This is a genomic window from Desulfarculaceae bacterium (assembly GCA_020444545.1).
GTDB lineage: Bacteria > Desulfobacterota > Desulfarculia > Desulfarculales > Desulfarculaceae > Desulfoferula.
Map to the genome: position 1 here is coordinate 93,470 of JAHLKT010000007.1, position 26,766 is coordinate 120,235.

General features: G+C 62.0%; 23 protein-coding genes. 12 read left to right on the forward strand and 11 right to left on the reverse strand.

Annotated elements, in window-relative coordinates:
* The first annotated feature begins 30 nt into the window (after positions 1–30).
* The 3 genes from KQH53_18120 to KQH53_18130 all read left to right on the forward strand — a co-directional run bounded on the left by KQH53_18120 (position 31) and on the right by KQH53_18130 (position 3,462).
* The gene (locus tag KQH53_18120) at positions 31–474 is read left to right on the forward strand and encodes a gamma-glutamylcyclotransferase (protein MCB2228598.1); all 444 of its coding nucleotides are present in this window, start codon (positions 31–33) and stop codon (positions 472–474) included.
* A 25-nt stretch (positions 475–499) separates the two neighbouring features.
* Complete coding sequence (locus tag KQH53_18125) at positions 500–2,011, forward strand: AsmA-like C-terminal region-containing protein (GenBank protein ID MCB2228599.1); 1,512 nt, start codon at positions 500–502, stop codon at positions 2,009–2,011.
* A gap of 134 nt (positions 2,012–2,145) precedes the next feature.
* On the forward strand, positions 2,146–3,462 hold the full coding sequence (locus tag KQH53_18130; protein ID MCB2228600.1) for a PAS domain-containing protein: 1,317 nt from the start codon (positions 2,146–2,148) through the stop codon (positions 3,460–3,462).
* 63 nt (positions 3,463–3,525) lie between these two features.
* On the opposite strand, the gene KQH53_18135 is transcribed toward KQH53_18130, so the two are convergent.
* Entirely contained in the window at positions 3,526–3,687 is a 162-nt protein-coding gene (locus tag KQH53_18135) for a hypothetical protein (GenBank protein MCB2228601.1), read from the reverse strand.
* 747 nt (positions 3,688–4,434) lie between these two features.
* Here KQH53_18135 and KQH53_18140 point away from each other — a divergent pair.
* Positions 4,435–5,283, forward strand: a complete 849-nt coding sequence (locus tag KQH53_18140; protein MCB2228602.1) for a hypothetical protein — start codon at positions 4,435–4,437, stop codon at positions 5,281–5,283.
* A 613-nt stretch (positions 5,284–5,896) separates the two neighbouring features.
* Here KQH53_18140 and KQH53_18145 read toward each other — a convergent pair.
* Positions 5,897–6,397, reverse strand: coding sequence for a hypothetical protein (locus KQH53_18145; GenBank protein MCB2228603.1), 501 nt, complete (start codon positions 6,395–6,397; stop codon positions 5,897–5,899).
* A gap of 126 nt (positions 6,398–6,523) precedes the next feature.
* A complete protein-coding gene (gene clpB / locus KQH53_18150) occupies positions 6,524–9,100 on the reverse strand; it encodes an ATP-dependent chaperone ClpB (protein MCB2228604.1) in 2,577 nt (858 codons plus the stop codon).
* Positions 9,101–9,644: 544 nt separating this feature from the next.
* Between clpB and KQH53_18155 the strand changes: the two genes are divergently transcribed.
* Both KQH53_18155 and KQH53_18160 read left to right on the forward strand, forming a co-directional pair.
* Complete coding sequence (locus KQH53_18155; GenBank protein MCB2228605.1) at positions 9,645–10,268, forward strand: hypothetical protein; 624 nt, start codon at positions 9,645–9,647, stop codon at positions 10,266–10,268.
* A 34-nt stretch (positions 10,269–10,302) separates the two neighbouring features.
* Complete coding sequence (locus tag KQH53_18160) at positions 10,303–11,739, forward strand: hypothetical protein (GenBank protein ID MCB2228606.1); 1,437 nt, start codon at positions 10,303–10,305, stop codon at positions 11,737–11,739.
* A gap of 232 nt (positions 11,740–11,971) precedes the next feature.
* Here KQH53_18160 and KQH53_18165 read toward each other — a convergent pair whose 3' ends face one another.
* Complete coding sequence (locus tag KQH53_18165) at positions 11,972–14,374, reverse strand: SLC13 family permease (protein ID MCB2228607.1); 2,403 nt, start codon at positions 14,372–14,374, stop codon at positions 11,972–11,974.
* Between the two features lie 173 nt (positions 14,375–14,547).
* Here KQH53_18165 and KQH53_18170 point away from each other — a divergent pair, with 173 nt between their 5' ends.
* Entirely contained in the window at positions 14,548–15,168 is a 621-nt protein-coding gene (locus KQH53_18170) for a DUF3786 domain-containing protein (GenBank protein ID MCB2228608.1), read from the forward strand.
* A gap of 86 nt (positions 15,169–15,254) precedes the next feature.
* Positions 15,255–16,058, forward strand: a complete 804-nt coding sequence (locus KQH53_18175) for a DUF3786 domain-containing protein (protein MCB2228609.1) — start codon at positions 15,255–15,257, stop codon at positions 16,056–16,058.
* Between the two features lie 50 nt (positions 16,059–16,108).
* Here the strand turns inward: KQH53_18175 and KQH53_18180 are convergent, their stop codons facing one another.
* The 4 genes from KQH53_18180 to KQH53_18195 form a co-directional block, all read right to left on the reverse strand.
* A complete protein-coding gene (locus KQH53_18180; GenBank protein ID MCB2228610.1) occupies positions 16,109–16,564 on the reverse strand; it encodes a hypothetical protein in 456 nt (151 codons plus the stop codon).
* 83 nt (positions 16,565–16,647) lie between these two features.
* Entirely contained in the window at positions 16,648–17,565 is a 918-nt protein-coding gene (locus KQH53_18185) for an alpha/beta hydrolase (GenBank protein ID MCB2228611.1), read from the reverse strand.
* Between the two features lie 348 nt (positions 17,566–17,913).
* On the reverse strand, positions 17,914–18,426 hold the full coding sequence (locus KQH53_18190; GenBank protein ID MCB2228612.1) for a transposase: 513 nt from the start codon (positions 18,424–18,426) through the stop codon (positions 17,914–17,916).
* Between the two features lie 172 nt (positions 18,427–18,598).
* Entirely contained in the window at positions 18,599–19,360 is a 762-nt protein-coding gene (locus KQH53_18195; protein ID MCB2228613.1) for an RNA methyltransferase, read from the reverse strand.
* 138 nt (positions 19,361–19,498) lie between these two features.
* Between KQH53_18195 and KQH53_18200 the strand changes: the two genes are divergently transcribed.
* On the forward strand, positions 19,499–19,906 hold the full coding sequence (locus KQH53_18200; GenBank protein ID MCB2228614.1) for a pyridoxamine 5'-phosphate oxidase family protein: 408 nt from the start codon (positions 19,499–19,501) through the stop codon (positions 19,904–19,906).
* A gap of 287 nt (positions 19,907–20,193) precedes the next feature.
* On the opposite strand, the gene KQH53_18205 is transcribed toward KQH53_18200, so the two are convergent.
* Entirely contained in the window at positions 20,194–20,598 is a 405-nt protein-coding gene (locus tag KQH53_18205; protein MCB2228615.1) for a carboxypeptidase-like regulatory domain-containing protein, read from the reverse strand.
* 138 nt (positions 20,599–20,736) lie between these two features.
* Between KQH53_18205 and KQH53_18210 the strand changes: the two genes are divergently transcribed.
* A complete protein-coding gene (locus KQH53_18210) occupies positions 20,737–22,869 on the forward strand; it encodes a hypothetical protein (protein MCB2228616.1) in 2,133 nt (710 codons plus the stop codon).
* Between the two features lie 76 nt (positions 22,870–22,945).
* The gene (locus KQH53_18215; protein MCB2228617.1) at positions 22,946–23,440 is read left to right on the forward strand and encodes a hypothetical protein; all 495 of its coding nucleotides are present in this window, start codon (positions 22,946–22,948) and stop codon (positions 23,438–23,440) included.
* A gap of 933 nt (positions 23,441–24,373) precedes the next feature.
* Here the strand turns inward: KQH53_18215 and KQH53_18220 are convergent.
* Together KQH53_18220 and KQH53_18225 are read right to left on the reverse strand one after the other, a co-directional pair.
* Positions 24,374–25,213 carry a hypothetical protein gene (locus KQH53_18220; protein ID MCB2228618.1) on the reverse strand — a complete coding sequence of 280 codons (840 nt, stop codon included), beginning with the start codon at positions 25,211–25,213 and terminating at the stop codon, positions 24,374–24,376.
* A complete protein-coding gene (locus KQH53_18225) occupies positions 25,204–25,779 on the reverse strand; it encodes a cysteine hydrolase (GenBank protein ID MCB2228619.1) in 576 nt (191 codons plus the stop codon). Before KQH53_18225 ends, KQH53_18220 begins: the two co-directional genes overlap by 10 nt.
* 140 nt (positions 25,780–25,919) lie before the next feature.
* On the opposite strand from KQH53_18225, the gene KQH53_18230 reads away from it, so the two are divergent.
* Positions 25,920–26,762: a DUF364 domain-containing protein gene (locus tag KQH53_18230; GenBank protein ID MCB2228620.1), complete on the forward strand. Its 843-nt coding sequence runs from the start codon at positions 25,920–25,922 to the stop codon at positions 26,760–26,762.
* Positions 26,763–26,766 lie beyond the last annotated feature (4 nt).

The window sequence follows — 26,766 nt, forward strand, 5'->3', positions numbered from 1 at the left end:
GTTACTCTACAAAATTGTAGGCTGCGAGCCATGCCCGATACCGAGTACATCTTCGTCTACGGCACCCTGATGCGCCCCTTCCCGGCCCAGGCCCGCCTGGGGGTGGAGCATATGCTCGAATATATCGGCCCGGACGCGGTGTCCGGCCTGCTCTACGACCTGGGGGCCTACCCCGGCCTCAAGCCCGGCCCGGGCCTGGTGCAGGGCCAGGTGTTTCGCATCCTCAACACGCAAGTGGTCGATATTCTGGACGGCTTCGAGGTGTGCCTCCCCGGGTGCCCCAGCGAGTCGGAGTATTTACGCGAACTTTATCCCCTGGCCGGGGGCGGGGGGCAAGCCTGGGTCTACGTGTTCAACCGCCCGGTGGACGGCCTGACCCTGATCCCCGGCGGCGACTGGGCCGCCCATCAGGCCCGGAAAGGCGCCGACCCCACCCCTTGGGATGACTTTTTCACCTCCCGCGAAGTACAATAGGGCCTCATCGTTCCCCGAGGCTCGCATGATCAAAAAAATCTTGCTCTCATTGCTGGCGTTGGTGTTGGCCCTGGCCCTGACCTGGGCTGTGTTGGGCTGGCTTAATGTGTCCGTGCCCGCCGGTTTCCTGCGCGCCATGGTGGAAGAGGACCTAAACCAGGACCTGGCCCCCTACCGCATCGCCTTCAAGGGCCCCCTCACCATAACCCCCGCCTGGGGCCTGGACCTCCAGGCCGAGGACATCGAGCTGAGCGACCCCCGCGTGAGCGGCGGCCACGTGCTCACCCGGGTAAAGCGCCTGGACCTCTACCTGAAGCTGGGCCCATTGATCCACGGCGATGTGGACCTGGAGCGCATCCGGGCCCACCAGCTCAGGCTGTCGGTGGCCCCCGGCGGCCGGGGGCTCACCTTCCCCCTGGTGGAGGGGCACATACTCATCAGCCAAAGGCGCTACCGCCTAAACGACATGCTCATCGAGCTGGGCGAGAGCCGCCTCACCGGCTCGGCCAGCCTCACCGACGGCAAGCCGCCCCGCCTGGAGGTGTTCCTGGATTCGCCCCGCACCGACCTGGAGGACGTGTACATGGTGGCCGGCCTGGGGCGGCCCACCGGGGCGGTGGCCGTGGCCCACTCCCGGGGCCAGCTCCTGGAAGGCATCGACCGGGGGGTGCGCGCCGCTTTCGGGGCCATCGAGGGCAAGCTGGTGATCAAGGCGCGGGAGCTGCGCCTCCGGGGGGCCAACCTGGGCCGGGCCCATGTGGAGCTGAAGCTGGAGGGCAATCGCCTCACCTTGGACCCGGTGCTCATCGAGATGCCCAAGGGCAGCATCCGGCTCAGCGACGAGGTGGTGATGCGCGGCTCGGACCTGGCCTCGGAGCTCAACCTGACGGTGCGCAACCTCAACTATGCCATGCTGGCCCGCCATGCCGGCGGCCCGGCGGCCAAGGGCGGCCGCCTCTCGCTGCGCATCTCGCTCTCAGCCGCCGCGCCCACCATGCGCCAGTTCATGGCCCACGCCGAGGGCCTGGTGCAGGTGGGCATCTGGCCCGACGACCTGCAAGAGGACGCCACCTCCCTGTGGGCGGCCAACCTGGTCTTTTCGCTCTTGCGCTCGTTGGTCATGAAGTACGAGTCCAAGGTCAACTGCGCCATCGCCGACATGGTAATGCGCAAAGGGGTGCTCACCCAGCGCAAGCTGATCATCGACACCAGCAAGGTCCGGGTCAGCGGCGAGGCCAAGATAAACTTCGTCAACCGCACCGTCGACCTGGACCTGAGCCCCCGGGCCAAGACCCCCCAGTTCTTCAGCCTGGAGACGCCCATCAGGATTCAGGGCACCTTCGAGGACTTCTCGGCCGGGGTGGCCCCGGGCGGGCTGGTGGGCTCGGTGATCCAGTTCGCCACCAGCCCCATCTTCGCCCCGCTGCGGCGGCTGTTCGGCGACACCCTGCCCGAGGAGGGCAAGGACGTTTGCCTGACCCCCGAGACCTGGCCGCCCCCCATCGTCGAGCAGGGCCGGGGCGAGAGCAAGAAGTGAGGAATGAGCCGTCCCATGGACCCGCGTAATTATTCGGGATGGAACTTGCTGACAATTCCTGAGATGTCAGCGCGGTTCGCCGTGCGCCTGCCCCGCCGCCGGGTCCCTTTCCCGCGGTGGACCGAGTTGTTGCCATGAAGCTGATATTCGACGTTCCCACCCTTTTCGCCGCCCACACCCTGGTGACCGCCTGCCTAGCCGGCGCCCTGACCTTCACCGCCCTGACCCAGAAGACCTACCCCGGCTTCAAGCAGTGGACCCTCAGCGCCCTGGCCCTGGCCCTGGCCTATTTGCTGCTCCTGGCCCGGGTGGCGATGCCCGAAGCGGTGTCGGTCCTGGCAGGCAACACCTGCCTGGCAGCCTGCGGGGCCCTGGCCTTCGCGGGCACCCGCCGCTTCTTGGGGCTGGGGCCCATGCCCCGCTACCAGCTCATCGTGCCACTGGTCACCATGGCGGGGCTGGTGTGGTTTTCTTTGGGACAAAACTGGTTCGCCATGCGGGCCCTGGCCATCAGCTTAGGGCTGGCGGCCCTGCTGCTGCCCACGGGCTGGTGGCTGTTCAGGTACGCCCCGCGCGGCCAGCGCCCGCTCTACGGCGGCACCGGGGTAATGCTCCTGTTGTTCTGCCTGGCCATGCTGGGGAGACTGGCCGACACCCTGCTGGGGGGGGCGGACCGCGGCATGTTCTCCAGCTCCCTGATCCAGGGGGGATACTTCCTTGTCGGCATCCCGTTACAGACCCTTTGGATGGTGGGGCTGTTGATCATCAACCAGACCCGCCTGAGCGAGGAGCTGAGCCTCTCCAGGGCGGAGCTGGCCATCACCGCAGACAACCTGGAGCGCATCCTGGACTTTTTGCCCGACCCCACCTGGGTCATCGACCAAGAGGGGCGGGTGCTGTTCTGGAACCAAGCGGTGGAGGAGCTTAGCGGGGTGAAGGCCCGGGACATGCTGGGCAAGGGCGATTACGAGCACTCCCTACCTTTTTACGGCGAGCGGCGGCCCATCCTCATCGATCTGGTCTTGCGCCGCGACCCGGAGCGGGAGGCGGAATACGGCGACCTGGTGGAACGCGGGGGCGCGTTGGTCTCGGCCAAGACCTTCCACCCCGGCCTGGGGCCCGAGGGCACCTACCTGGCCGGCATCGCCGCCGTGCTCTATGACGAAAAGGGCAACCCCATCGGGGCCATCGAGACGGTGCGCGATACCAGCCGGTCGGAGCTGGACCGCCAGGAGCGCGAGGCGCTCATCGATCAGCTCCAGGAGGCCCTGGCCAACGTCAAGACCCTGAGCGGACTCATCCCCATCTGCTCCCACTGCAAGAGCATCCGCACCGACGAGGGCTATTGGGAAAAGGTGGAGGCCTTCATCAGCGCCCACTCCGGCGCGGAGTTCAGCCACGGCATCTGCCCGGAGTGCCGGGAAAAGTACTACAGCGACATCCTCAAATAATTAACGGCCGGCCCCACGGGGTGCTGGCCCCGCGGCGTGCCGGCCGCCTGGTCCGCTACGGGCCTAGTTGCTCTTCTTGCCGTCCTCGTATCCCTTTTGCAGATCCTTGGCGCCGTCTTGCACGCCCTTGACCGTGTCGCCGGCCACCTTGCCGGTGGTGTAGCAGCCGGTGGTCATGGCGGCCGAGAGCATGAGCAACAGCGCCAGCGCGATGGCTTTTTTCATGATTGCCCCTTCAGGTGTGTCGGGTTGAGCTTGCCCGGAGCGGCCCCATGCCGCCCCCGCCCTAAATCAAACACAAAGCAGGCATCCTGGCAAGCCCCGCCGGGCACACCCCGCATCCCCCCTGGCCGTCCATCGCCAGGCGCGGCGGGCCAAGAGGGCAGGGAAGGGAAAAGGCGGCCCCCCGCCGCGAGCTGGTCTGTCCTTGTCACTTCGGCCTTAGTCCGCTCTTTTTCCGGGTGGCCCCGACGGCTCGCCTGTCGGGGCTGCGTAGCGCTGGCGGAGCAGCAAGAGGTTCGGTACTGAGCTACGATACAAGACCGCGCGCCGGTCCCGGCCTTCATGCCCCGCATCACCCCCATCCAAAAAAGCTGCCACCGGTTCGAGGCCAATCAGGCCAGGCTCCTCATGGGTGTAAGCGTCTACAATTTCCTCCGCCTATTCCGATCCTTCTATCTCAAATTGGATGACAATCTTTGGGTGTCGAACGGTTGACCAAATATCAAATGGTGAGTTATGCTCAAAATCGGTCGATTTGCATGTATTGTGACCCGGAAGCATTAGAACCAGTCGATTTTCATCAGAGTTAAAGTCCTGGCACTGGTTTCAAACCGTGATAACGGTAAGAATGGCCGGTCGGTGGATTTATAATGAGTGTGCGGGGGACAATTCAGGATAAATATTTTATTGTCCGCGATGCAGGCAATAAAATCACGAGTTCAATTCTCAAGCCATAAAAAGGATAGAAAAATGAAATTAGCGAAATTATTTTTGTTTGCACTCGTAGTAGCTGTGACTCTTCTTCCCTCATTTGTTTTAGCAGAAACTAAGGGAGTTAAAATTCTTGCTGTAAATGCTTCACGCGCCGACTCAAAGATGGCTCTTGGGACCCTTGTCAAAGATGGATACTCAGGTCTTTTAGTCCATGAAGGCCCAAATGGTTGGGTCGAGTGGAAAGTAAATCTTCAAGGGGGACAATATTATATTAACGTCAATTTTGCAGCTGGAAGTTCTCGACCACTCAAATTAAAAATCAATGGTATAGATCAAGGACGCATACTCTCTGAATCAACAGGCGGCTGGAAAAGTAACAGTCTCAAATGGGTAAAGAATGGTCCTTATACTTTTAAGCAAGGCCTTAATGTCATAAGAATGGAATCTACTGGACTTTTCCCTCATTTAAAAATGCTTTCATTTACCCGAATGGCCCAACATAGAGCGGTAGTTAAAATTCTTGCTATAAATGCTTCTAGGGCTGATTCCAAAATGGCTTTGGGAACTCTTGTCAAAGATGGATACTCAGGTCTTTTAGTCCATGAAGGCCCCAATGGTTGGGTCGAATGGAAAATAAATCTTCAAGGGGGACAATATTATATTAACGTCAATTTTGCAGCCGGAAGCTCTCGCCCACTAAAATTAATAATCAATGGTGTCGATCAGGGACGCATACTGTCTGAATCAACAGGCGGCTGGAAAAGTGACAGTCTCAAATGGGTGAAGTATGGCCCTTATGCTTTTAAGCGTGGTCTTAATGTCATAAGAATGGAATCTAAGGGACTTTTCCCTCATTTAAAGATGCTTTCGTTCTCACCGAAGTAATTAATACTCTATTACCCTTATGTCGTCATAGCGTTTGGGACAAGATTCGGTTTTTGCTAACGGACACATTCCCTGTAGACCTCGGGCCTGATCACCTCTCCGTTTAGGGGCCGCAGCCCCAGATTATGGCGCTTGCTGCGCCGCATGGTTTGCTCTTTGACCAGATTCCTGGCCGTCACGATTTCTCTGGCCCGGCCGTGGCAATCTTCCATTTCCTTTGCCATGCCTGCGGAACGGCCCCGGCCAAGTCTAGCCAACAGTGTAGGTTGGGCAGAGCGAAGCGAAACCCAACAAATCCAACTCCCCCTCTCTTTTCCCCCACCACCCCCCGCCGGGGGGAAAGCGAAGATCACCACGTCGCATCTTTTCCAAGATGCTCCTCGTGATGACGGCTATGGCTGGGTTGAGATCAAGAGCCGCGTGGGGCGGGACTTCACTTTCCAGCAACAGCCGTCATTGCGAGGCGCGGCGGGTCAAGAGGGTTGGGAATGAAAAAGGCAGCTCCCCCACCGCGCCGTGGCAATCTTCCCTGGTTTCGTCATAGGCCCGGAACGGAACCGACTGCAATTGAATTGTTGGGTTATGGGGCTGTCGCCCCTAACCCAACCTAACACTACTCAGGCAAATGCTTTTTTAGGTCAGCTAAGATTTCTTCCAGTTTTTCCCGACGGTGTTTTTCTTCCCAGCGAAGACCCATAATGTCCAATAAACAGTCTTTATCTTTTGCCCAGACATTTGTCTCACGCGCATCAAGCAAATACATTCCAAAAATTCGTTCCCATTCATCCTGGTCTAAATGCTTACTGAGCAATTCTGCCGCAGCAATTCTTACGGCACGTTCGTCAGATTTCATTTTTTCTTTAAGCATTGATACGATATCAATGTCGTCGGAGATGGCAGACTCAAGAGTCCTGATGGCCTCTGCCTTTAGTTCGTCCGGGTATTGTTCACTAATTGGTGCAGCTATATAAAAAATGGTTTCAAGCACTCTCGCGTCGTCGAGATGTTCGCCTAGAAGGCGGATTGCTTTTTTCCTAACCTCCAAATCAGATGCTTCGTCCTTTATGATGCTTTCAAATGCCTTCCCTAGCATATTTAATATTTGGTAGCTCATACGTCCCCCTCTCTCGTCAAAGGATTTGTTGGCTAGGTGCTGTTGGCAACAGCCTAGTGTTTACACCGCCCGGCCCCTCGCGGAGCCGGGCGGCTTGTCTTTTAGCCTATCGCTGTCTCTAGACCCTTACCTCTTATCAAACACCACCTTGTCGCCCTCGACATCGGCCACGATGGTGTCGCCGTCGCCGAAGCTGCCGTCGAGCATCTTCACGGCCAGCGGGTCCATGACCTGGCTCTGGATGGCCCGCTTCAGCGGCCGCGCGCCGAACACCGGGTCGAAGCCCACCTCGGCCAGATGCCCCTGGGCCGCGTCCGTAATCTCCAGGCTGATGCCCCGCTGGGTCAAGAGCTTGTTGATGCGCTGGGCCTGGATGCCCACGATGCTCTTGATCTGCTCCAGGGTCAGCGCGTGGAAGATCACCACGTTGTCCACCCGGTTGAGGAACTCGGGCTTGAAGGCCGAGCGCAACGCGCCCATCACCGCCTCTTCCATCTGCTCGCGCTGGCTATCGCCGCTCAGGTCCTGGATGTACTGCGAGCCGATGTTGGAGGTCATGATGATGATGCTGTTGGTGAAGTCCACCGTGCGCCCCTGCCCGTCGGTCAGGCGGCCGTCGTCCAGGATTTGCAGCAGCGCGTTGAACACGTCGGGGTGGGCCTTCTCGATCTCGTCGAAGAGCACCACGCTGTAGGGCCGGCGGCGCACCGCCTCGGTGAGGTAGCCGCCCTCTTCATAACCCACGTAGCCCGGAGGCGCCCCGATCAGGCGGCTCACCGCGTGCTTTTCCATGAACTCGCTCATGTCCAGGCGCACCATGGCCTGCTCGTCGTCGAACAGGAACTCGGCCAACGCCCGGGCCAGCTCGGTCTTGCCCACTCCGGTGGGGCCCATGAAGATGAAGCTGCCGATGGGCCGGTTGGGGTCTTGCAGGCCCGAGCGGCTGCGGCGCACCGCGTTGGATACCGCCACGATGGCCTCGGTCTGGCCCACCACCCGCTGGGCGATGCGGTCTTCCATGCTCAGTAGCTTCTCGCGCTCGCCCTCCAAGAGCTTGCTCACCGGGATGTTGGTCCAGCGGGCCACCACCTCGGCCACGTCCTCGGCGTCGACCTCCTCCTTGACCATGGCGCCCTCGCCCTCCAGGGCCTCCTGGCGCTCGGTGAGCATTTCCTCCATCTGCGGAAGCTGGCCGTAGCGGATCTCGGCCACCCGGTTCAGGTCGCCGGCGCGCTCTGCCCGGGCCATCTCGGCGGTCAGCTCGTCGATCTGCTCCTTGGCCTTGCGCACGCCCTCGATGCGGTCCTTGTCCGCCTGCCACTGGGTGCGCAGGCCGTCGCGCTCGGCCGAGAGGTCGGATATCTCGCTCTTGACCGCCTCCAGACGGCGCTTGCTGGCGTCGTCCTTTTCCTTCTTGAGCGCCTCGGCCTCCACGCTCAGCTGGACGAGCCGCCGCTCCAGCACGTCCAGCTCCTCGGGCAGGGAGTCGATGTCAATGCGCAGCTTACTGGCCGACTCGTCGATCAGGTCGATGGCCTTGTCCGGCAAGAAGCGGTCGGTGATGTAGCGGTCGCTCAGGGTGGCGGCGGCCACGATGGCGCTGTCCTTGATGCGCACCCCGTGGTGAACCTCGTACTTCTCCTTGAGCCCGCGCAAGATGGCGATGGTGTCCTCCACGCTGGGCTCGCCCACCTGCACCGGAGCAAAGCGCCGCTCCAGGGCCGCGTCCTTCTCGATGTTCTGGCGATACTCCTTGATAGTGGTGGCGCCCACGCAGCGGAGCTCGCCGCGGGCCAGGGCGGGCTTGAGCATGTTGCCCGCGTCCATGGCGCCCTCGGCCTTGCCCGCGCCCACCAGGGTGTGCATCTCGTCGATGAACAGGATGATGGTCCCGGCCGCTTCCTCCACGGCCTTTAGCACCGCCTTGAGCCGGTCCTCGAACTCGCCGCGATACTTGGCCCCGGCGATGAGGGAGCCCATGTCCAGGCTCACGATCTTCTTGTCCTTGAGCCCCTCGGGCACGTCGCCGGCCACGATGCGCTGGGCCAGGCCCTCCACGATGGCGGTCTTGCCCACGCCGGGCTCGCCGATCAAGACCGGGTTGTTCTTGGTGCGGCGGCTCAGTATCTGGATGATGCGGCGCACCTCCTCGTCGCGGCCGATCACCGGGTCCAGCTTGCCCTTGGCGGCCAGCTCGGTCAGGTCGCGCGAGAAGCGCTTGAGGGCCTCGTACTTGTCCTCGGGGTTCTGGTCGGTGACGCTCTGGGTGCCCCGGATGTCCTTGAGCACGCTCATGATGCCGTCAACCGTCACCCCTTGGCCGCGCAGGATGTTGCCCGCCGGCGCGTCGCACTCGGCCAGGGCGATGAGCAGATGCTCCACCGAGACATACTCGTCGTGCATGTTCTCGGCGATCTCCTGGGCCTTGTTGAGCACCTGGGTGGAGGCGGCCGAAAGGTGGGCCTGGGCCGTGGCCCCGGAGGCCTGGGGCAGCTTGTTTATGGCCTCGGTCACCTCGGCCAAAATGGCGTTGGCATTGGCCCCCACCTTGCCCAAGACCGGGCGGGCGATCTCCTCGGAGACCTCCAGCAGCGTGGCCAGCAGGTGCACCGGCTCGATCTGGGGGTTGCCCCGCTTGTCGGCGAGGGCCATGGCCCCTTGCAGGATTTCCTGGCTTTTCAACGTGAACTTATCGAATCGCATATATCTTAAACCTCGACTTAAAGGAGTAATTTCGTAAATACCTACACTAACGTAAGCATTCCCAAGGCCATGTCAACCCCCCGGCCAGCCTTACGATTAACAAAATTTGATTTTTTCCGAGGCAGGCCGGGGAGAGGCCCCGCTCCCCCCCTAAAAATTGCGAGGGAGGGGAGAGGGGTGGGGCATGAAAGGATTTATGAGAAACCGGAGAAAAAAACGACAGCAACACGGACAAAAGATTTAGAGGAAATACGGCAATCAGAATGTGGTGTTGAAAATTGAAACAGAGTTTGGCGCAATCTATAAAATAAAAACAGCACCGTTAAAGGTAAAGTCAAGAAAATTTGTTGACATTTTTAATTCGGGACTATAAATATCAATCAACCAAAGTGGGTGTATATTATTTTGAGGTGGGGGCCTCTACAGCTGGCAAGCGACACAAACCAAACAACAAAAGCTGTATAACAGACCTAACAAGCCTGTAGCCTGCCTTATCAAACGACAATAAACGCCCGATTATGTCGTCAAACTGAGGCGTTGCCGTATGTGTATAGATGCTTGTCAAAAACCGAAAAGTATCCAAAATGAAAAATTATTTTATCTGTATAGTCTGATCCCTAATTGGGTCCAAATCAACGCCTTGCTTTCTGGTCTAGTTGGCAAGGCATTTTTTGTAATTAGTTTGTCAGTGCCAATAGCATGGGCACTAAAAATCGGCATAAACGTGTCTAGCTTTAGATTGGTTTTATTGGGTGCAGTGATTTGTTCGTTTTGTTACTTCATCTCGGTGACTTTGAGTCCTCCTTTGGTAAAAAAATTTAGCGTTGATGTGGAGTACGCAAGGGTAATATTGGAAATGTACAATGCTAGATGCTTAAATGTATATTCGCATTTTAATCAGTTCGATTTGTATTTGGAAGCTAACTCAAAGATTATAAAATACCACCTCGCATATTTGTTAGATATTTTGCCGGTAGAAAATGCAATGTCGCTACCAAATGTTGAGAAATTTATCCACATGGCTGCCGTTACACAGTTCAATATAGAAAACAACAAATTCTGGTTTCTTAGACTTATATTAATTATATTATTTGTTTCTGGGATATTGCTGATTAACTACAATGTGCTAGAAGGCTGCGTGGGGATTTTGTTTAAAAGCGCTGCATAGGCATATATACTAACTTTGCAAGTGGGGGTGATGTGTGGGCGATCAGCAAGAAACTGGCCAGATTTTGCGTGCTGAAAATACGCTGATTACTGATTGGTATCCAATCCTAAATTGGACTAAGCAGCCAAATTATGGTGATTTAGATGAAATTGAATCATGTGAAGATTTTATGAAAAACTATTATTATTCAAATAAAATAAAAATTTTTGAAGGTAATCTGCTAGAAACATTGACAGGCGGAAGACACGCTATACCTAACATTAGAATCATGGGCTGTCCCGGCGCTGGAAAGACATCTTTTTTACATTTTTTAGAACGAAAGGCAGCAAACGGTCATGCGCCGGAATTGAATGACTTTTTGTTTCATATATGCGTGGGGAACAGAGCTGCCTTTACCTCCTATGAAGAAGTTGAGCGGAGTATTTTAATAGATATTATTGGTGCCTGGAAACGGTTTTTCGGCTTATGCAAAAGAGAAAAAATATATCAGTATATCAACCCGCAAAATAAAAGCACAATCGGGGTTGCAAGCGAATTGATTCGGTACTACAAAAACCACAAAAAAGAATTTGCTAGTAAGACTTTAATTTTTATGGTTGACCAAGCAGACCTCATTGATGATGATCAGGTGACTTGGTTGACTAGGTGCCTAATGATGCACCTTGGAGATAGATCAATAAAAAAATGGATAGCTTTGCGCGACGAAACATTTAAAGAATATAGTCCAGAAACAAAAAATTTTATCCGCGGTTTCTTTGCCGCAAAAAGAGAATTTCCTTACGTTAGCCTTGAGAATGTCATTAATCACCGAATTAAGTATACAACTCTATCTCCCGATCCTAAAAAACCATACAGCCAAAGGTTATGCAGTGAAATTATCAAGTTGTGTGACCATGATTATAGGCGGGGGTTAAATCTGCTTTCAAGTATTCTTACATATTGCAACCCTGGAGAACTCAACTCCTCTGCGAATGAAAAGTTTATACAAAGATTGATTGCTCGGTCTGCTGTTGCTGCATTTGTCAGGAAAAACCATCTTCCAAACCTGTATGAGGAAAAATTTAGAGTAGGAAGTCAAACTTTCGTTGTTGACGCTTTTCTGGCAAGTCCCTACGCCTTGAATAAGGATTTCTTGTTCCCTTTGGTAAACACCGCCATGGGTGTTCGCCTTAAGGAGGTGGGGATAGTTAGCAAAGAAGAGGAATTTTTAATGAAAAAAGGCGAACTAAATTCGGCTATTAATTATTTAAAAAACGCAGAACTTATTATAGTCGGGCGTAACAATGAAATAGAATTGACTCAAAAGGGGAGTTTGCTTCATATTTATATGACAAGGGAACCATACTTCGAGCTATTTAAAAATATTTGTGGCTCGAGCCAAGATGATTCTGAATTTTGGGCTATCATGGGTGTGCAGGTTGATCATCAGAAAATTTTTAGAGATTTCCATATCTGGCGACACCAGCAATAGACTAATCTAAGTAAATATTATTCGTCCGCTTCGCGGTGTTTCCGACCTATGAAGGCGACACTGACTGCATCAAGGTGAAGGTCACAAGGCCGGCGGCTGGCTGGACGCGCACAAGGAAGGCCACAACTTCCGCCGCACCGCTCACTGCCGGGCCCCCCGCCCCCCCAAAGCAAAGCGCCCGCCCAGCCTCCTCGGCCGGACGGGCGCTCGCGTTTTCTCGTGCCTTGCTGGCCTACAGATAAAAGAAGTAGGTCATCAGCACCAGCACGGCCATGTAGATGATGGTCAGGCCCCCGCCGATGCTGATGTAGTCCTTGGTGCGGTACTCTCCCGGCCCCATGTACAGGGCGTTCACCTGGTGGGTGGGCAAGAGGAAGCTGTTTGACACCCCCAGGCCCACCACGATGGCGCACACCCGGGGGTCCATGTGGATCTGGTGCGCGATGGATATGCCCAGCGGCACCAACAGCGTCGCCGCGCCCACGTTGGATATGACCAAGGTAAAGGCCCCGGCCAACACCGCCAGCACCGCCAGCAGCAGCAGCGGCGACATCAACCCGCCCAGCCCGGCCACGATGCCCTTGGCGATCCAGTTGGCCGTGCCGGTCTGGTCCACGGCCATGCCCAGGGGAATCAAGCCGCCCAAGAGGAACACGGTGCGCCAGTCCACCGCGTGGTAGGCCTCGCTGATGGTGATGACCTTGGTGAGCACCATGGCCACCGCCCCCACCATCAGGCACACGGACAAGGGGATGGGGTTGTAGGGCAGGTTCTGGAAGTAGAAGCTCGACACCACCATCATGGCCAAGGCGCCCAGGAAGCACAGGGCGGCCCACTTGGCCTTTTCCGGCTTGTGGAACTCCTCCTCAAAGGGCGTGATGATGATGAAGTTCTGGTGCATCTCCTGCAACGCCTGGAAGCGCTCCCAGGTGCCGTGCAGCAGGAGCGTGTCGCCCGACTGCAAGGGCAGGTCGGCCAGCTCCTGGTAATAGGTGCGCCCGTCCTGGTGCACCGCCAGGGGGTTCACCCCAAAGGTCTCCCGGAAGCGGATCTCCTTGATGGTCTGGCCGATGAGGCTGGAGCGCGGCGAGACCACGCCCTCCACGATGCCCGCCAGGGAGGGGTTGAACATGGTGTCCTTGAACACCACCGGCCGCTCGCGCACCTGAAGGCCGTAGTGCTGGGCAAAGGCGTTGACGTCCTTGTCCGGCCCATAGGCGCACAGGCACATGCCCGGCTGCAAGGTGGTGCTGGGTAGGGGCGAGTAGTCGCGCGCCCCGCCGTTTTTCACCACCGCCACCACGTTCACCAGATAGCGCCGCCGGATCTCCACCAACTCCTGGGGGCCGTCGCCGGGGTGGTAGTCCTCGGGCACCGCGACCTCGAAAGGCCCCTTGATCTCGGGGTAGGAGGCCAGGAAGCCCTCCTGCTTGTCGTTGTCCCCGCTCTGATACTGCGACTGCCGGGCCGATATCTTGGCCAGCATCTTCATGCCCAGGGTGCTCAGATAGAAGATGCCCGCGATGGAGATGGCCGCCCCGATGGGGGTCAGCTCCAAGAAGCCGAACTTGGGCATCCCCGGCGGCAGGATGTCGTTCAACAGGATCAGGGGGCTGGTGCCGATCATGGTCAGGGTGCCGCCCAGGATGGCCGCCATGCCGATGGGCATGAGCACCCGCGAGATGGGCACCTTGAGCTTCTGGAAGGTCACCGAGCGCACCGCGGGCAAGAACAGCACCGCCGCCCCGGTGTTCTGCATCACCCCGGAGATGGCCGCGATGAGGCCGGAGAAGGTGACCACCAGGCGGTTGGGGCTCTTGCTCACGAAGCCCAATATGGGCTGGATAATGCGGTGCACTATCCCGGCCCGGTTCAGGCCGTAGCTGATGATCATCACCCCGATGATGGCCACCACCGCGTTGGAGCTCAGGCCCCGGAAGGTGTCCGCGGAGTTGAGCAGCCCCAGCTCGGGCAAGAGCACCATCATCACGATGGCCACCACGTCCACCCGCACCCACTCCACGATGAACAAAAACACCGCCGCCGCCACCACCGCCAGCATCAAGAGCTTGGTGCGCAGATGGGTGTCCACCTCAAAGGGCAGGCGCAGGGCCCCGGTGTCGTGAACCTGGTTGCCGTCCGCGCCTTTCAGCTCGCCGAAGATGTCCATCCAGAAGGTGTGCTTGCCCGCCTTGGTGCGGCTGTTTACGGTGTACTCCACCTGGGTGCTCAGGGGCTCGGCGTGGTTGGCGGCCGGGCGCTCGAAGCGCACCAGGATGTGATGGCGGGGGCGTTGGGGATGGGCGTGGTCGATAAAGGCGATGCCGCTCTGGGCGGGAGTGGCCAGCCACAGGGTCACCGGCTCCTTCACCGTGGGGTCCCAGGCCAGGCCCTTGCCCTGGGGCAGCCAGGCGTCCAGCTTCAGGACGCCGCGCTCCCCGGCCACCAGGGCCTCGCCGGGATGCTCCAGGCGCACCTGCACGTACTGCGGGGCGCGGGATTGCTTCACCAAGGGCGGGGAGTCGCCGGGGGCGGGTGGCGGAGCGGCGGGCCCGGCGCACAGGGCGCTGGCCCCCAGCAGCAGAATCAGGCAGCTCAGGACGATACACAGGCAGACGCGCGCGGCTGGTTTCATGGCAACGGCACCTCAAGGCGGGAGTGGGCAACTATCACTGGTGCGTGCTCTGGCGGGGGCATTTTCAGGGTACGCCTGAGCCCGCCATCCGTCAAATGACCATCCCCCGGCCGGGGGATGGCTCGAGAGGCCGGATGCGTTACCCTTATATAAACCGCACGGGAGACGCGACGATGAGTGAGCTGCGGCCGGTTTTCGGCGAGATAATGGAAGACTACCAGCGCCAGATGGGCGAGCGCTGGGACGAGATAGACACCGGGGCCCTGGGGGTGGAGCGCGAAGGCCACGAGATCGTGGTGCCGCTGTTCGGCCGCCAGTGCCGGGTGAGCCCCCAGGGCATCGAATGCGGCGAGGATGGCCTCTTGGGCCACTCCATCGGGGTGCTGCTCAGCCGCTACCTTTTGGGCCCCTACGGCCCGCCGGGCCAGGCGGACGCGGCCTGGGTCTCCTTCCGCGACTTCCCGGGCTCGGCCCCCTTTCAGCAGGGATTTGTGAACACCGTGGAGCGGCGCATCGCGGCCAAGCGCTCCGGCGACCTGGAAGGCCTGCGCCAAGTGGTGGAGCCTCTAGGCGCGGCCCCGGCGGGCGGCGGTTTTTCCTACGACCTGGCCCTGGAGCTGTCCGGCCTGCCCCGGGTGCCCCTGCTTCTGTTGTTCAACGACGCGGAAGAAGGCTTCCCGGCCACCAGCACCGTGCTGTTCAAGCCGGACGCGGTGTCCTATCTGGACATGGAGTGCATCGCCATCGTGGGCATGGTGTTGGCCGCCCTGGCCGACCCTCAAAGGGGATGGTGATCGTCATCCCCCAGCCGGGGGATGCCCGCCCCCGAGTCGCCTGTTAGGCTTGGGGGCATGAACCGATAATCTTTGGAGCCGACGCCATGCCCGAGCTGAAGACCCCCCTGGACATCCTCAAGGTTCTGCCCCAGACCAATTGCCGCGACTGCGGCGCGCCCACCTGCATGGTCTTCGCGGTGGCGGTGAGCCAGGGCAAGCGCCCCTTGGACGACTGCCCCCATCTGGACCCCGAGGTGGCCGCCTCGGCCTCGGTGGCCTCCAAGGAGGCCCCCAAGATGATGGACGACATCATGGCCGCCCTGGGGCCCCTGCGCGAGAAGATCAAGACCCTGGACCTGGAGCCCCTGGCCAGGCCCCTGGGCGCGCGCTACAAGGACGGCAAGCTATTCATCAACTGCCTGGGCCGCGACTTCTCGGTGGATCAGGAGGGCCAGGTCTACTCAGGCTGCCACATCAACGGCTGGGTGGCTCCGCCGGTGCTCAACTACGTGATCAACGGCGGCGGCCCGGACCCCAAGGGCCAGTGGGTTCCTTTGCGCGATCTGCCCGGGGGCAAGGACTGGGGCCGCTTCTTCGAGCACCAGTGCGAGAAGCGGCTCTGGAAGATAATCGACGACTACACCGAGCTGATGGAGGACCTGGTGGACGTCTTCGGCGGCAAGCCCGCCCCGGAGATGTTCGACTCGGACATCGCGGTGGTCATCTACCCCCTGCCCAAGCTGCCCATGCTCCTGTGCTACTGGAAGCCCGAGGACGGCATGGCCTCCTCGCTCAACGTGTTCTTCGACGTCACCGCCGAGGACAACCTGCCCATCGGCTCCATCTACAGCCTGGCCACCGGCCTGGCGGTGATGTTCGAGAAGGTCTCCCAGACCCACGGCAAGTAGGCCAGGGCCGCAGCCTGGGCTAGAGCTGCCGGGGCTCGTTTCTGGCGGTTTTATTTGTATTGTTTGAGTTCTTGTTTTTGAAGATCAGTTAGAATCAATAAAAATTTAACATCGTCTTTGGCTTTGGATAATGCCTGAGAAATCCGCTGATTTTCCTTCTTAAGGTGCAATATTTCACTGCCTTGATCCATGTTCTCTTGTCTAACTTTGTCGCATTCTTTTGCGCGAGAATCGGCGGCTTTTTTCTCCGCTGCGGCTTCTTTCTCCGCTTTGGAGAGGGTGTAGACCTGATTTCTCAGGAGTTTATTTTTTTCTTGCAGGGATTTGTTGTTCTTTCTGGCTTCGTTTAACTCCGAAGATGTGATGGATAGCTTTTCGCTGAGTTGTTCAATTTTTTGGTTTTGGTACGGCGTGATGAAAGTTGTGTACACAAAGGCCGTAGCTGCTACCCCAGCTGCGGCAGTAACAACCCACCAAGGGAAATTTCGCTGCTCGTTGCCAGGCACTAAGTCTCCATCCAAATTTAAGTTAATAATAACTTACAGAACATTATATCTTTGTTTAATTTAAATAGGAGTTACGGTTTCATCTAGGGCTTGTGCCGCTCCAGGAATTCCTTGGCCGCGGCCTGGGCCTTGGGGGAGTTGGGGCACAGCCAGAAGCCCAAATGCGAGCCTTCCTCGATCCAGAAGCGCTCCGAGCCCTCGATGTGCTCGTGCACATAGACCCCGTCATATAACTTCACGTCCGCGTCGTGGGTGCCGTGCACCACCAGGGTGGGGCAGGTGATGCCCTCCACCGGCAGGTGGGTCAGCTTGCGGTAGATCACCATGTCGTTGTCCGTGCCCGGCTTGCGCGGGTTGTAGGGGTTCATGGTGTTCATGAAGGCCCGCATGAATTCCACCGCCTCGGGCGAGCCCAGGGCATAGGCGATGTGCGCCTTGATCTGATCCTTGGTGAAGTAGGCCTCGGCCGAGAAAATCTCCTGCAAGAACCACTCGGGCTTTTTTTCGCCTATCTTCTTTAGAAGCTTCTGGCCCCACTCCGAGGTGAAGATGGCCTGGGCGATGGGGCCGGCGGTCTCGGGGATCTCGTAGAAGCCGCTCACGCTGTCGATGGGGATCAGCGCCCAGAGCCGGTCGGGGTGGCGTAGGGCAAAGGTGTAGGCCGGCGGCCCCCCGGCCGAGACCGAGATCATGGCCACCTTGTCCACGCCCAGCTCGTCCAGGAGCGCGGCGAACAGATCGGCCTGCTCGTCCATGCTGGGGCCGCTGGAGAGCGGAGTGCCCAAGTAGCCGGGCCGCGAGGGGCAGATGAGGCGGTACTGTTTGGGGTCCAGCCAGGAGACCACGCAGCGGGCCTGGTCCACCCCGCCGATGCCGCCGTGGCTTACCAACACCGCAGGCAGGTCGCCCCCGGTGTCGTCCACCTCGATGGGTCCCCGCGCGGTCTCAATGATTTTAGGCTCGATGAACACCCCGGGCATGAGCTCTTGCTTGTCGGCCATGATCCCCTCTCCACGGCAGGGCCGCCGGACAGACCTCCGGCGGCGGTTCGGTTTGGCGCAGGCAGGCGTCAGTCAGCAGGCTTCACCATAATACAAACAGCCAGCCGTGCTCAACACGCCCTTACCGTTGGCAGTCAGATCGTCTCTGCTGGCCCCGATAGCTCTGCTATCGGGGTGCCGAAGGCACAAGAAATTCTTTTGCGCGACAATCTCGAAGATTTCTTGCCGCTCCGCTTCGCTACGCGGCCCCGACAGACGAGCTGTCGGGGGCAACAAGATTATAACTTAGTGGTTTTTCTGTTGGCCCCGATAACTTTGCTATCGGGGTGCCGAAGGCACAAGAAATCTTCAGCCGGGCCAGTTGATGGGCACCCCGGCATTCTCAGCCAACAGATAAAACCGCGCCGAGCCAAACTCCCATTCCTCGGCCCGAGTGACTAGGCCCGCCCTGACCGGGTTCTGGTGCATGTAATCGATTTTCTCCTCGGCCTTTTTTTCGTTCACCACAGGGAAGCAGTAGTAGCGGTGCTTCCAAATGGGGTCGTCGCGGATCTGGGAGGGGAAGTAATCAGGGGCCGCTTCTATCAGATGCTTTTTAATGCGAAAGGAACTCAGGCGTTTCCAGCGCTGCATGAGGGAGGCGAGCTGTTCCTGGTGGGTAAGGTGCAGCAGGGTATGCACATGATCAGGCATCACCACGAATCCTAGACAGGCTGCCGAATATTTGGCCACTGCCGCGCCCAGTTCATTCATGACGATTTGCTTGCAGTTTTCCCGGTTGAGCAGCCGGCGGTTTTTGTAACAGGAAAAGGTGATGAAAAAGGCTTGTCCCAAAAAGGGTAGGCTGGTGTTTAGCTTCACGCCCTTGTTCCACCCACAGGAAGATTTCTTGCCGCTTCGCTTCGCTACGCGGCCCCGACAGACAAGCTGTCGGGGGCAACAGAAATGTTTTGTTGTCTACTCTCCTTGTTGGCCCCGATAGCTTTGCTATCGGGGTGCCGAAGGCACAAGAAATCTTAAAACTAAACTGTTCTTATTTATTCTTGTCTTTCTTCTGAATCTGCCCGGCGGCCCAGAGCATCTGGCGGGCGATGCCCCGCATGGCGCGCACCTCGCGGGACGAGGGGCGGCCGCGCTCGATGACGTTCTTGATGGGGCGGTAGAAGTGCTCGGGGTTGTCTTCCTTCAGGGTCCCGATGGCCACCAGGCCGTCGACCAGGTGGCGGTGCAGGCCCATCATCTCGCCGTGGCTGGCCGGGCTGGGTCCGGCGGCCGGGGTGGCCCCCGCTTCCAGGGCCGCCTGCCTCAGCTCATAGGCCATCACCATCACCGCCTGGGCCAGGTTGAGGCTGGAGGCCTGGGCGGTGGGGATGCACACCGAGAGCTGGCAGCGGTCCAGCTGGCTGGTGGACAGCCCCCGGTCCTCGGGGCCGAAGACCATGGCCGCCTTGCCGCCCGCGGCCCAGGCCAAAAGCTCCGGGGCCGCCCGGCGGGGGTTGATCAGCTCGCCGCGCTTGTAGCCCACCCGGGCCGTGGTGGCCGCCGCGCCCACCGTGTCGGCCAGGGCCTCGCGCAGGCTGCCGTAGGTCTCCATCTTGGCCAGCACCTTGCGGCCGCAGGTGGAGGCCAGGCGCTGCATGGGCTCTTCCCAGGGGCGCTCCGGCTCCACCACGCGCAGGCCGCCCAGGCCCATGTTGGCCACCACCCGGGCGGCGGCCCCGATGTTCTCCGGGAAGCGCGGGCGCACCAACACCACCACCAAAGGCGTGAGGTCTATTTTGTCCGGGCGCGGCATGGGCCCCAGCATAGCAGAGCAAAGCCCGCCCTCCAACACCCCTGTAGCCATGGCTACAGCGCGGGGCCTTGAGATATGGCACCATATAAACACAACCCGAACTCAAGCGGGCTTCGGCCCCGAAACAGGAGAAGAATCATGGCCAATTTTGACGAAGATTTTGTCGCGACTATCAACCTGCCCGGCCGCGTGGGCGTGCTGGCCACGGCCAGCCCCGACGGCAAGCCCAACGCCGCCTACTTCGGCAGCCCCCGTCTGGACGTGGAGGGCAAGCTGGTCATGGGCATGATGGAAAACCGCAGCCTCAAGAACCTGGAGGCCAACCCCTACGCGGTGTTCTTCACCGTGAAGGAGGCCCCGGTGGGCTTCGCCACTCCGGGCTGGCGGCTCTACCTGGAGTGCAAGCAGATCGACCGCGAGGGCGAGGTGCTGGAGCAGGTGAAGAGCGCCATCGCCGCCGCGGCGGGCGAGCAGGCGGCCGCGGGCATCAAGGCCGGGGTGGTGTTTGAGGTCACCGAGGTGCGGCCCCTGGTGGACATGGGCTAGCAGGACGGCTTCGCCAGCCACCGGCATACGGTGTTGCTGGCGGCGCTCGGGCCTCGACGTAGTTTCAGCTACGCCTGCGGCCCTCGCTCGCCAGCGTGCCGCTGGGGCCAGGGCGGGTCGAGAAAGTTGGTGGCCTAGCGGAAATCCCGAGGCTCCCGCCGCAACCCTTTGGTAGCCCAAGCCTTGGGCCGCCTTGTCTGCCGGCGGCTGGCTGTGCCGTCTGAAATGTTGAAAGGGGCTCCGCCGTCGGCGGGGCCCCTCTTTTTGCGCCAAAAATTTGCCCTGGCCTAGGGCGTGCCCAACAAGCCCGGCTTGAGGGGCCGGTAGTTGGGGTCCAAGGTGCGGCCTTCCACGATGTTGATCACCAGGTTCAGCCTCTTGTTTTCGCCCGGCCCCAGCTTGGTCTTCTGGACGGCCAGGTCGGCCTTTTTGCTGCCGATGCTGGCCTCGACCTTGTAGTCGCCGGGCGAGAGGTTGTTGATCACGTAGGTCCCCTGGCCGTCGGCGATGGACTCCACCACGAAGCCCTCTTGCAGGTGCTCCACGCGCACCGTGGCTCCGCGCAGGGGTTCGCCGTAGCGGTTGACCACCGCGCCGGACAGGGAGCCCTGGGCGCTCCCGGCCTGGGCCGGTGGGGCGGGGAGGCAGAGCAAGGCGGCCAGCAGGGCCAGCAAAACAGCAGGGCGGAACAAGGCGTCTCTCCTTTGAAGGCGGGCTCAGTCAGGCCAATTTACCAAAAGCCGCGCCCCGGGGCCAGGCCTTCCCTCGGCCTCTATCCAGGTGGGGGCGGGTTGGGGCATAATGAATGGCGTTCATGGGGAGGTATCCGCTTGGACCACCGCCCTTGCCATAGCCCGGCCGCCTTGTGGGGGCAGGCCCTGGCCGTGTTCGCGGCCTATGCCCTATTGGCCCTTTGGTGGCTCAGCCCCCTGAGCCTCCACGCGGCGACCCATCTCTACGACCCCGGCGACAGCCTGCTCAACACCTGGGCCCTGGCCTGGGACTGGCGCGCCCTGGGCCGCGCCCCCCTGGCCCTGTTCGATGCCAACGCCTTTTACCCGGCGCGCAACTCCCTGGCCTTCAGCGAGCATCTGCTGGTGCCCGCCCTCCTGGCCGGGCCCGCCCTGTCCCTGGGCGCGGGGCCCATCCTGGCCCACAACCTGGCCCTGCTACTAACCTTCCCCCTGAGCGGCCTGGGGACGTACCTCTTGGCGCGGCGGCTCAGCGGCTCCTTATGGGCGGCGGCCCTGGCCGGGCTGTTCTTCGCCTTTTGCCCCTACCGCACCCTGCAAATCACCCGCCTGCAAACCGAGGCGGTGATGTTCGCGCCCTTTGCCCTGTGGTTTTTGCACCGCTGGCTGGCCTCCGGGACCTGGCGCGATCTGGGGGGCTTTCTCCTGGCCTATGTGCTGCTGGCCTTGTGCAGCGCCTACTGGGCCCTGTACGGCGGCCTGGCCCTGCTGTTGGCCCTGGCCTGGGGCATGGCCGCTCAGCGCCGCTGGGCCTCGGGCCGCCGCTGGCTCCAGCTCGGGCTGGGCGGTCTGGCCGGGGCGGCGGCGCTGGCGCCTTTCGCCGCGCCCTATCTGGCCGCGCGCGCGGCCATGGGCATGAGCCGGGGCCTGGAGGCGGTGCGCCTGTATGCGGCCGAGCCCGCCTCCTGGCTGGCCGCCCCGCCGGGCCTGCTCCTGTGGGGGCCGCTGCTCTCGCCCCTGGGCTTTCGGGAGGCCTACCTCTTCCCCGGCCTGGCGGCCCTGCTCCTGGCCGGGGCCGGGGTGGCCCTGTTTCGCGGCGGGGGCAAGCCCGCGCCCCGCTGGCTATACCTGGCCCTGGCCCTGTTCAGCCTGCTCATGTCCCTGGGCCCGGAAATCCGCCTGGCCGGGTTGGAGTTGAACGGGCCCTACCGCTTGTTCTACGAGCACTTCCCCGGTTTCGCCGGGCTGCGCACCGCGGCCCGCTGGGGCATGATCTCCCAGCTCTCCCTGGCGGTGCTGGCCGGGCTGGGCCTGGCCGCGCTGCTGGCCCGCATAGGCCGCGCCGGGTGGCGCGCCGCCCTGGTGGGCCTCGCGGCCCTGGCGCTGGCGGCCGAGCTGTTGCCCGGCCCCATCCCCATGGCCGGGCCCTTCCCCTTGCGGCCGCCGCCGCCCATCGCCTGGCTGGCCGAGCAGAGCGGCCCCGGCGCGGTGCTGCATCTGCCCATGGACTCGCCCCGCCAGGACTTCTTTTTCCGTTACCTCTCCACCTTTCACTGGCGGCCCCTGGTCAACGGCCACTGCGACCTGGCCAGCCGGGGGCACCTGGCCCTGAGCCAGCTCTTGCAAGACCCCACCCCGGAGCTGCTCGCCGGCCTGGCCCGGGGCGGGGTGCGCTTTGTCCTGCTGCACCGCCAAAAGATGCTCCCCGCCCAGTCCCGTGGTTTGGAGGCCCTGCTGGCCGTCCATCCCGGCCTGGCCCGCCGGGCCGGAGCCTGGCCCTGGCAAGACACCGTGGCCTGGGAGCTGATCCCCCCGCCCGGCCCCGCCCCCCTGCCGCCGCCCGCCTCGGCCCCGCCGCCGGGCAAGGCCACGGCGAGCGCCTGGCCCCAGGACCTGCCCCGCGCCCTGGACCGCGACCCGGCCACCTTCTGGGGCACCGGACGGCCCCAGCAAACCGTCGACTGGTTCGCGTTGGTCTGGCAGCGGCCCCTGGAGCTGGCCGGGGTGGAGCTGAACCTGGGCTACCAGCCCCACATGCTGCCCCGGGGCCTTCGCCTGGAGCTGTTGGACCCTGCCGGACGCTGGCAAGAGGCGGCCTTCTCGGCCCGCCTGGCGCCACTGATGGCCGTGCTAGCCCGCCCCGCCCAGACCCCGGCCCGCTACCTGCTCACCCTCGAGCGGCCCCGCCCGGCCAAAGGCCTGCGCCTCGTCCTGACCCGTCCGGGCCGCGAGCCTTGGGTCATTGCCGAGCTGGGCCTGAATACCCCATAATCAGGGGGGAGATGCCTAGGGGGTCCGCCCCGGGTCCCTGCCCGGTTTTGCCGCGCACCGCTCGGAGGATCGAACCATGCTCAGACTCGTCCGCCTGTTGGCCCTGCTCTGCGTTCTGTGTCTCGCGCTCCCCGCCTTGGCCGCGCCGCCCACGGCTTGCCGCCTGCTCACCCCGGCCGAGGTGGGCAAGGCCCTGGGCCTGGCCATGGAGCCGGGCAAGCCCACCGGCCCCAACCCCATGGGCCAGACCCTGTGCTTTTTCGCGGTAAAGGAATCGCGGGTGGACCGCTACGCCCAGATCACCCTGACCCTGCCCCCGCCCAAGCTGAGGAAGGCCCTGCCCGCCTCCAAGCTCTTCGCCGACGCCAAGGCGCGCACCGCCGGGGCCAAGGCCATAAGCGGTCTGGGCGATCAGGCCTTCTGGGGGGGCGTCGGCAATAAGATGGGAGCCGGGCTGCACGTGCTCCGGGGCGACTACTACTTGATCGTGGATACGGCCACCGGCGACAAGGACAAGGACTTGGCCTCGGCCAAGGAGCTGGCCGCGCTAATGCTCAAGCGATTGAAGTAAGGGGGCAGTATAGGCTGGGCGCAGCCAAGCGAAACCCAGCAGTACCTACCGTTCTTTTTTGATCCAGAAACAGTGTGTCATCGCGAGCAGCGGCGGCCCCAAACGGTTGCTGAAAAGGGAAGGTCCTCCCGCCGCGAGGTGGCGATCTTCCTTGGTGCTGTCTCCGGCTTCGTGGTGGGATGAAGAGAGAGAAGAGGGAAGAAAAAGAAAAAAGAAAAAGCTTTTTTTGTCGGGGTCACTCGGGGCCGGCATAATAGCTGGGGTAAATGAGAAAAGCCCGCTGGCGGGGCGGCCTCGCAAAGTAGGGCAAGCGGACACAGGTCCGCTTTTGTTTTGGTGGGTCGGCGGGAGAGGCGCTTCGGTTGGGCGCGGAGATGCCGGCCCCTTGGCGACCCCGGCGGGGGGGTGGGGGAGAAGAAAAACGGGGAAGAAAAATAAATAAGTGCTGGTATGGCAGGCAGGCCAATGTAGGGGCGGGGTTTATTCCCACCCGAGAGACTCCCGCGCCTTAGCAGTCGGGCGTAAATTACGAACGCCTATTTTGATCTAGAAAACAGAAAGTCATCGCGAGGAGCGGCGGCCACGGGCGGTGGCAGAAAGGGGAAGCCCTTCCGCCGCGAGGTGGCGATCTTCCTTGGTGTTGTCTCCGGTTTGGGACAAAGAGAAGAGAGGGGGAAAAGAAAGAAGAAGCGTTTTTTTGTCGAGGTCACTCGGGGCCGGCATAACAGCAGGGGCAAACGAGAGAGGCCCGCTGGCTGGGCGGCTTTGCGGAGTAGGGCAAGCGGACACAGGTCCGCTTTTGTTTTGGTGGGGTCGGCGGGAGAGGCGCTTCGGTTGGGCGCGGAGATGCCGGCCCCTTGGCGACCCCGGCGAGGGGGGTGGTGGGGGGAGAAGAAAAGAAAGAAGAGAAGCGATAAGAGCGGAACGGGCCGCTCAGACCAGCTCCATCTTTTCCACCTCCAGCCGGATGTAGGCGTAATCGCCCTCGGGCGGCAGCCAGGAGGCCTGGCCCCAGGTGGGCACCAGGCAGCCCTCCATGCGCCGCCAGCGCCCGAAGCGCGCCTGCCAGGGCGTGGCCGCGAAGCTCTTGTCCGCCCGCTGTTGCCAGCGGGCCGGGGTGTAGAAGCTCAGCGGCAGGCCGCGCCGCGAAAAGCGGAACACGCCCTCGGCCTCCACCCCGCCCAAACGGACCACCGCCCGCGCCGAGGTCTCGTTGATCTCTTCCCAGCTGAGATGCTCGCCGGGCAGCAGGGCCAGGGGGAAGAAGGGTGCCTCGGCCAGCCAGCGTTGCAGCGAGCCCTGGTCCAGCTCCGGCGCGTCCTCGGCCCGGGCCAGGGTCAGCCAGCCCCACAGGCTCACCAAGAGCTTGCCCCGCCCCAGCTCCAGGGCGTCGCGGGCGAAGACCACCATCAGGCGCGACATCCTGAGGCGCGCGTTCCACACCATGCCCGGCGGGTTCAGCGACCAGGCCTGGCTGCCCTGCCAAGGCTGCCAGGGCCGGGCCGCGCTCAGGCGCATTTGGCCGCGCACCGTGGCCCGCGCCAGGCGGGGCTCTCCGCCCGCCGGGGGCAGGGCCTGCTCCAGATAGCGCCGCACCGGCGCGGGAAGGCCTTCCAGCTCGCCGGGACGGCGGGCCACCGGCTCGGACTGGGCCATGAGGCTCCGCGCCACTTCCTCGCCCCGGCGGGCGAAGCGCTGCCCGCCCCACCAGGCCAGGCCGATGATCGCGGCGGCCGTGGCCACCAACAACGAGAGAAAAATGCTTAGGAACATTTGGAGCAGTCGCGTCCTTTGCCGTCCAGGGTGTCGATCCATTGCGCGGTGGTAAGGACCCGCGAAAAACGCATGGCCTGGGTGACCAGCACCGCGCGGTGCAGCTCCTCGGCCGTGACCTTGCCCGCCTGGTTGGCAATGTCCAGGGTGCCGGTGGCGTCGTAGAGGAACTCCACGTCCAGGCCCCGGTGAAAGGCCTGGCGGGCGGTGGTGTCGCAGCACATCTGGGTCATGTAGCCGCAGATGGCCACCGTGTCCGCGCCGATGGACTCCAGCCACGGCCCCAGCTCGGTGCCGGTGAAGGAGCCGGGCAGCTGCTTTGCGATGAGCACCTCGCGGGGGCGCGCGGCCACCTCGGGCATCAGCTCCCAGCCCGGCGAGTTCAGGCGAAAGGCCGGGGCCTGGGGGTCGGGCGAACCGTGCTGGATCACGGCCACGGGCACGCCGTGGCGCGTCGCCGCGTCCATGGCCTCCAGCACCTTGGCCAGGCTGTTCGGCGGGTGGCTAATCGGCAGGGCGCCGGTGAAGTATTCCTTCTGCACGTCTATGACCAACAGGGCCCGCATGGTTCGCGCCTCCGTGAGGGTGTTGGGCCAAGATTAACACACCCCGGGCAGGGCCGCGCTTGGTGCGGCGGGCACATTGGACTACAATTAACCGGAGATTATCGCCGCGCCCGACCAGCGGCCCTAGGGAGGACCAAGCCATGAAAAAGCCGCTCACCCGGATAGAGCCCCACGGCTCAGGCCATCACCACGCCTGCTGCGGCGGGCCGCCCACCCCGCGCCCCGCCCTGGCCGGGCTCCCCCGCGAACAGCGCCTGTTGGCCGCGCTCCTGGCCGAGCAGGGGCCCGTGCCGCTCACCGTGGAGCGCCTGGCCCTGGGCCGCCGCTTTTTGGCCGTGCAGGCGGATGGGGTGGTGGGACTGTCTTCGACTCTTGGGGCCGCCCCCGCGCCGGGCGAGGCCGAGAAGGCCCGGGGCTTGGCCGGAGCTCCCCTGGGCGAGGTGGCCGGACTGGTGATGAACGACTCGCCCTGGCTGGCCAGCCTGGGCCTGGCCGCGCTCAACGCCGCGCGGCCCGCGCCCCCGGAGGCCCGCCCCGCCGGGGCCGACGAGCTGCTGTGCGAGCTGGCTCCGGGCAAGCGCGTGGTGGTGGTGGGCGACTTCCCCTTCACCGCCGCCCTGGGCGAGATCGCGGCCGAGCTCGATTTGCTGGAGCTGCGCCCCGGCGCGGAGACCCCGCCCACCGAGGAGTGGGAGGCCGTGCTGGGCCGCTCTCAGGTGGCGGCGATCACCTCCACCACCCTGCTCACCCGCGCCCTGGCCTGGGCCCTGGAGGCCGCGCCCCAGGCGGTGCGGGTGCTGGTGGGCCCCAGCACGCCCTGGTCGCCGGTGCTGTTCAGCCATGGGGCGGACGTGCTGGCCGGCTCGCGGGTGGATGACCCCGAGGCGGTGATGGAGGCGGTGGCCCAAGACCTGGGCTTCCGGGCCATCAAGAAGCGCGGCGTGGCCTCGTTAGTTTGGGCCAAGCCGGGCAGCGGGCTCTAGCCGT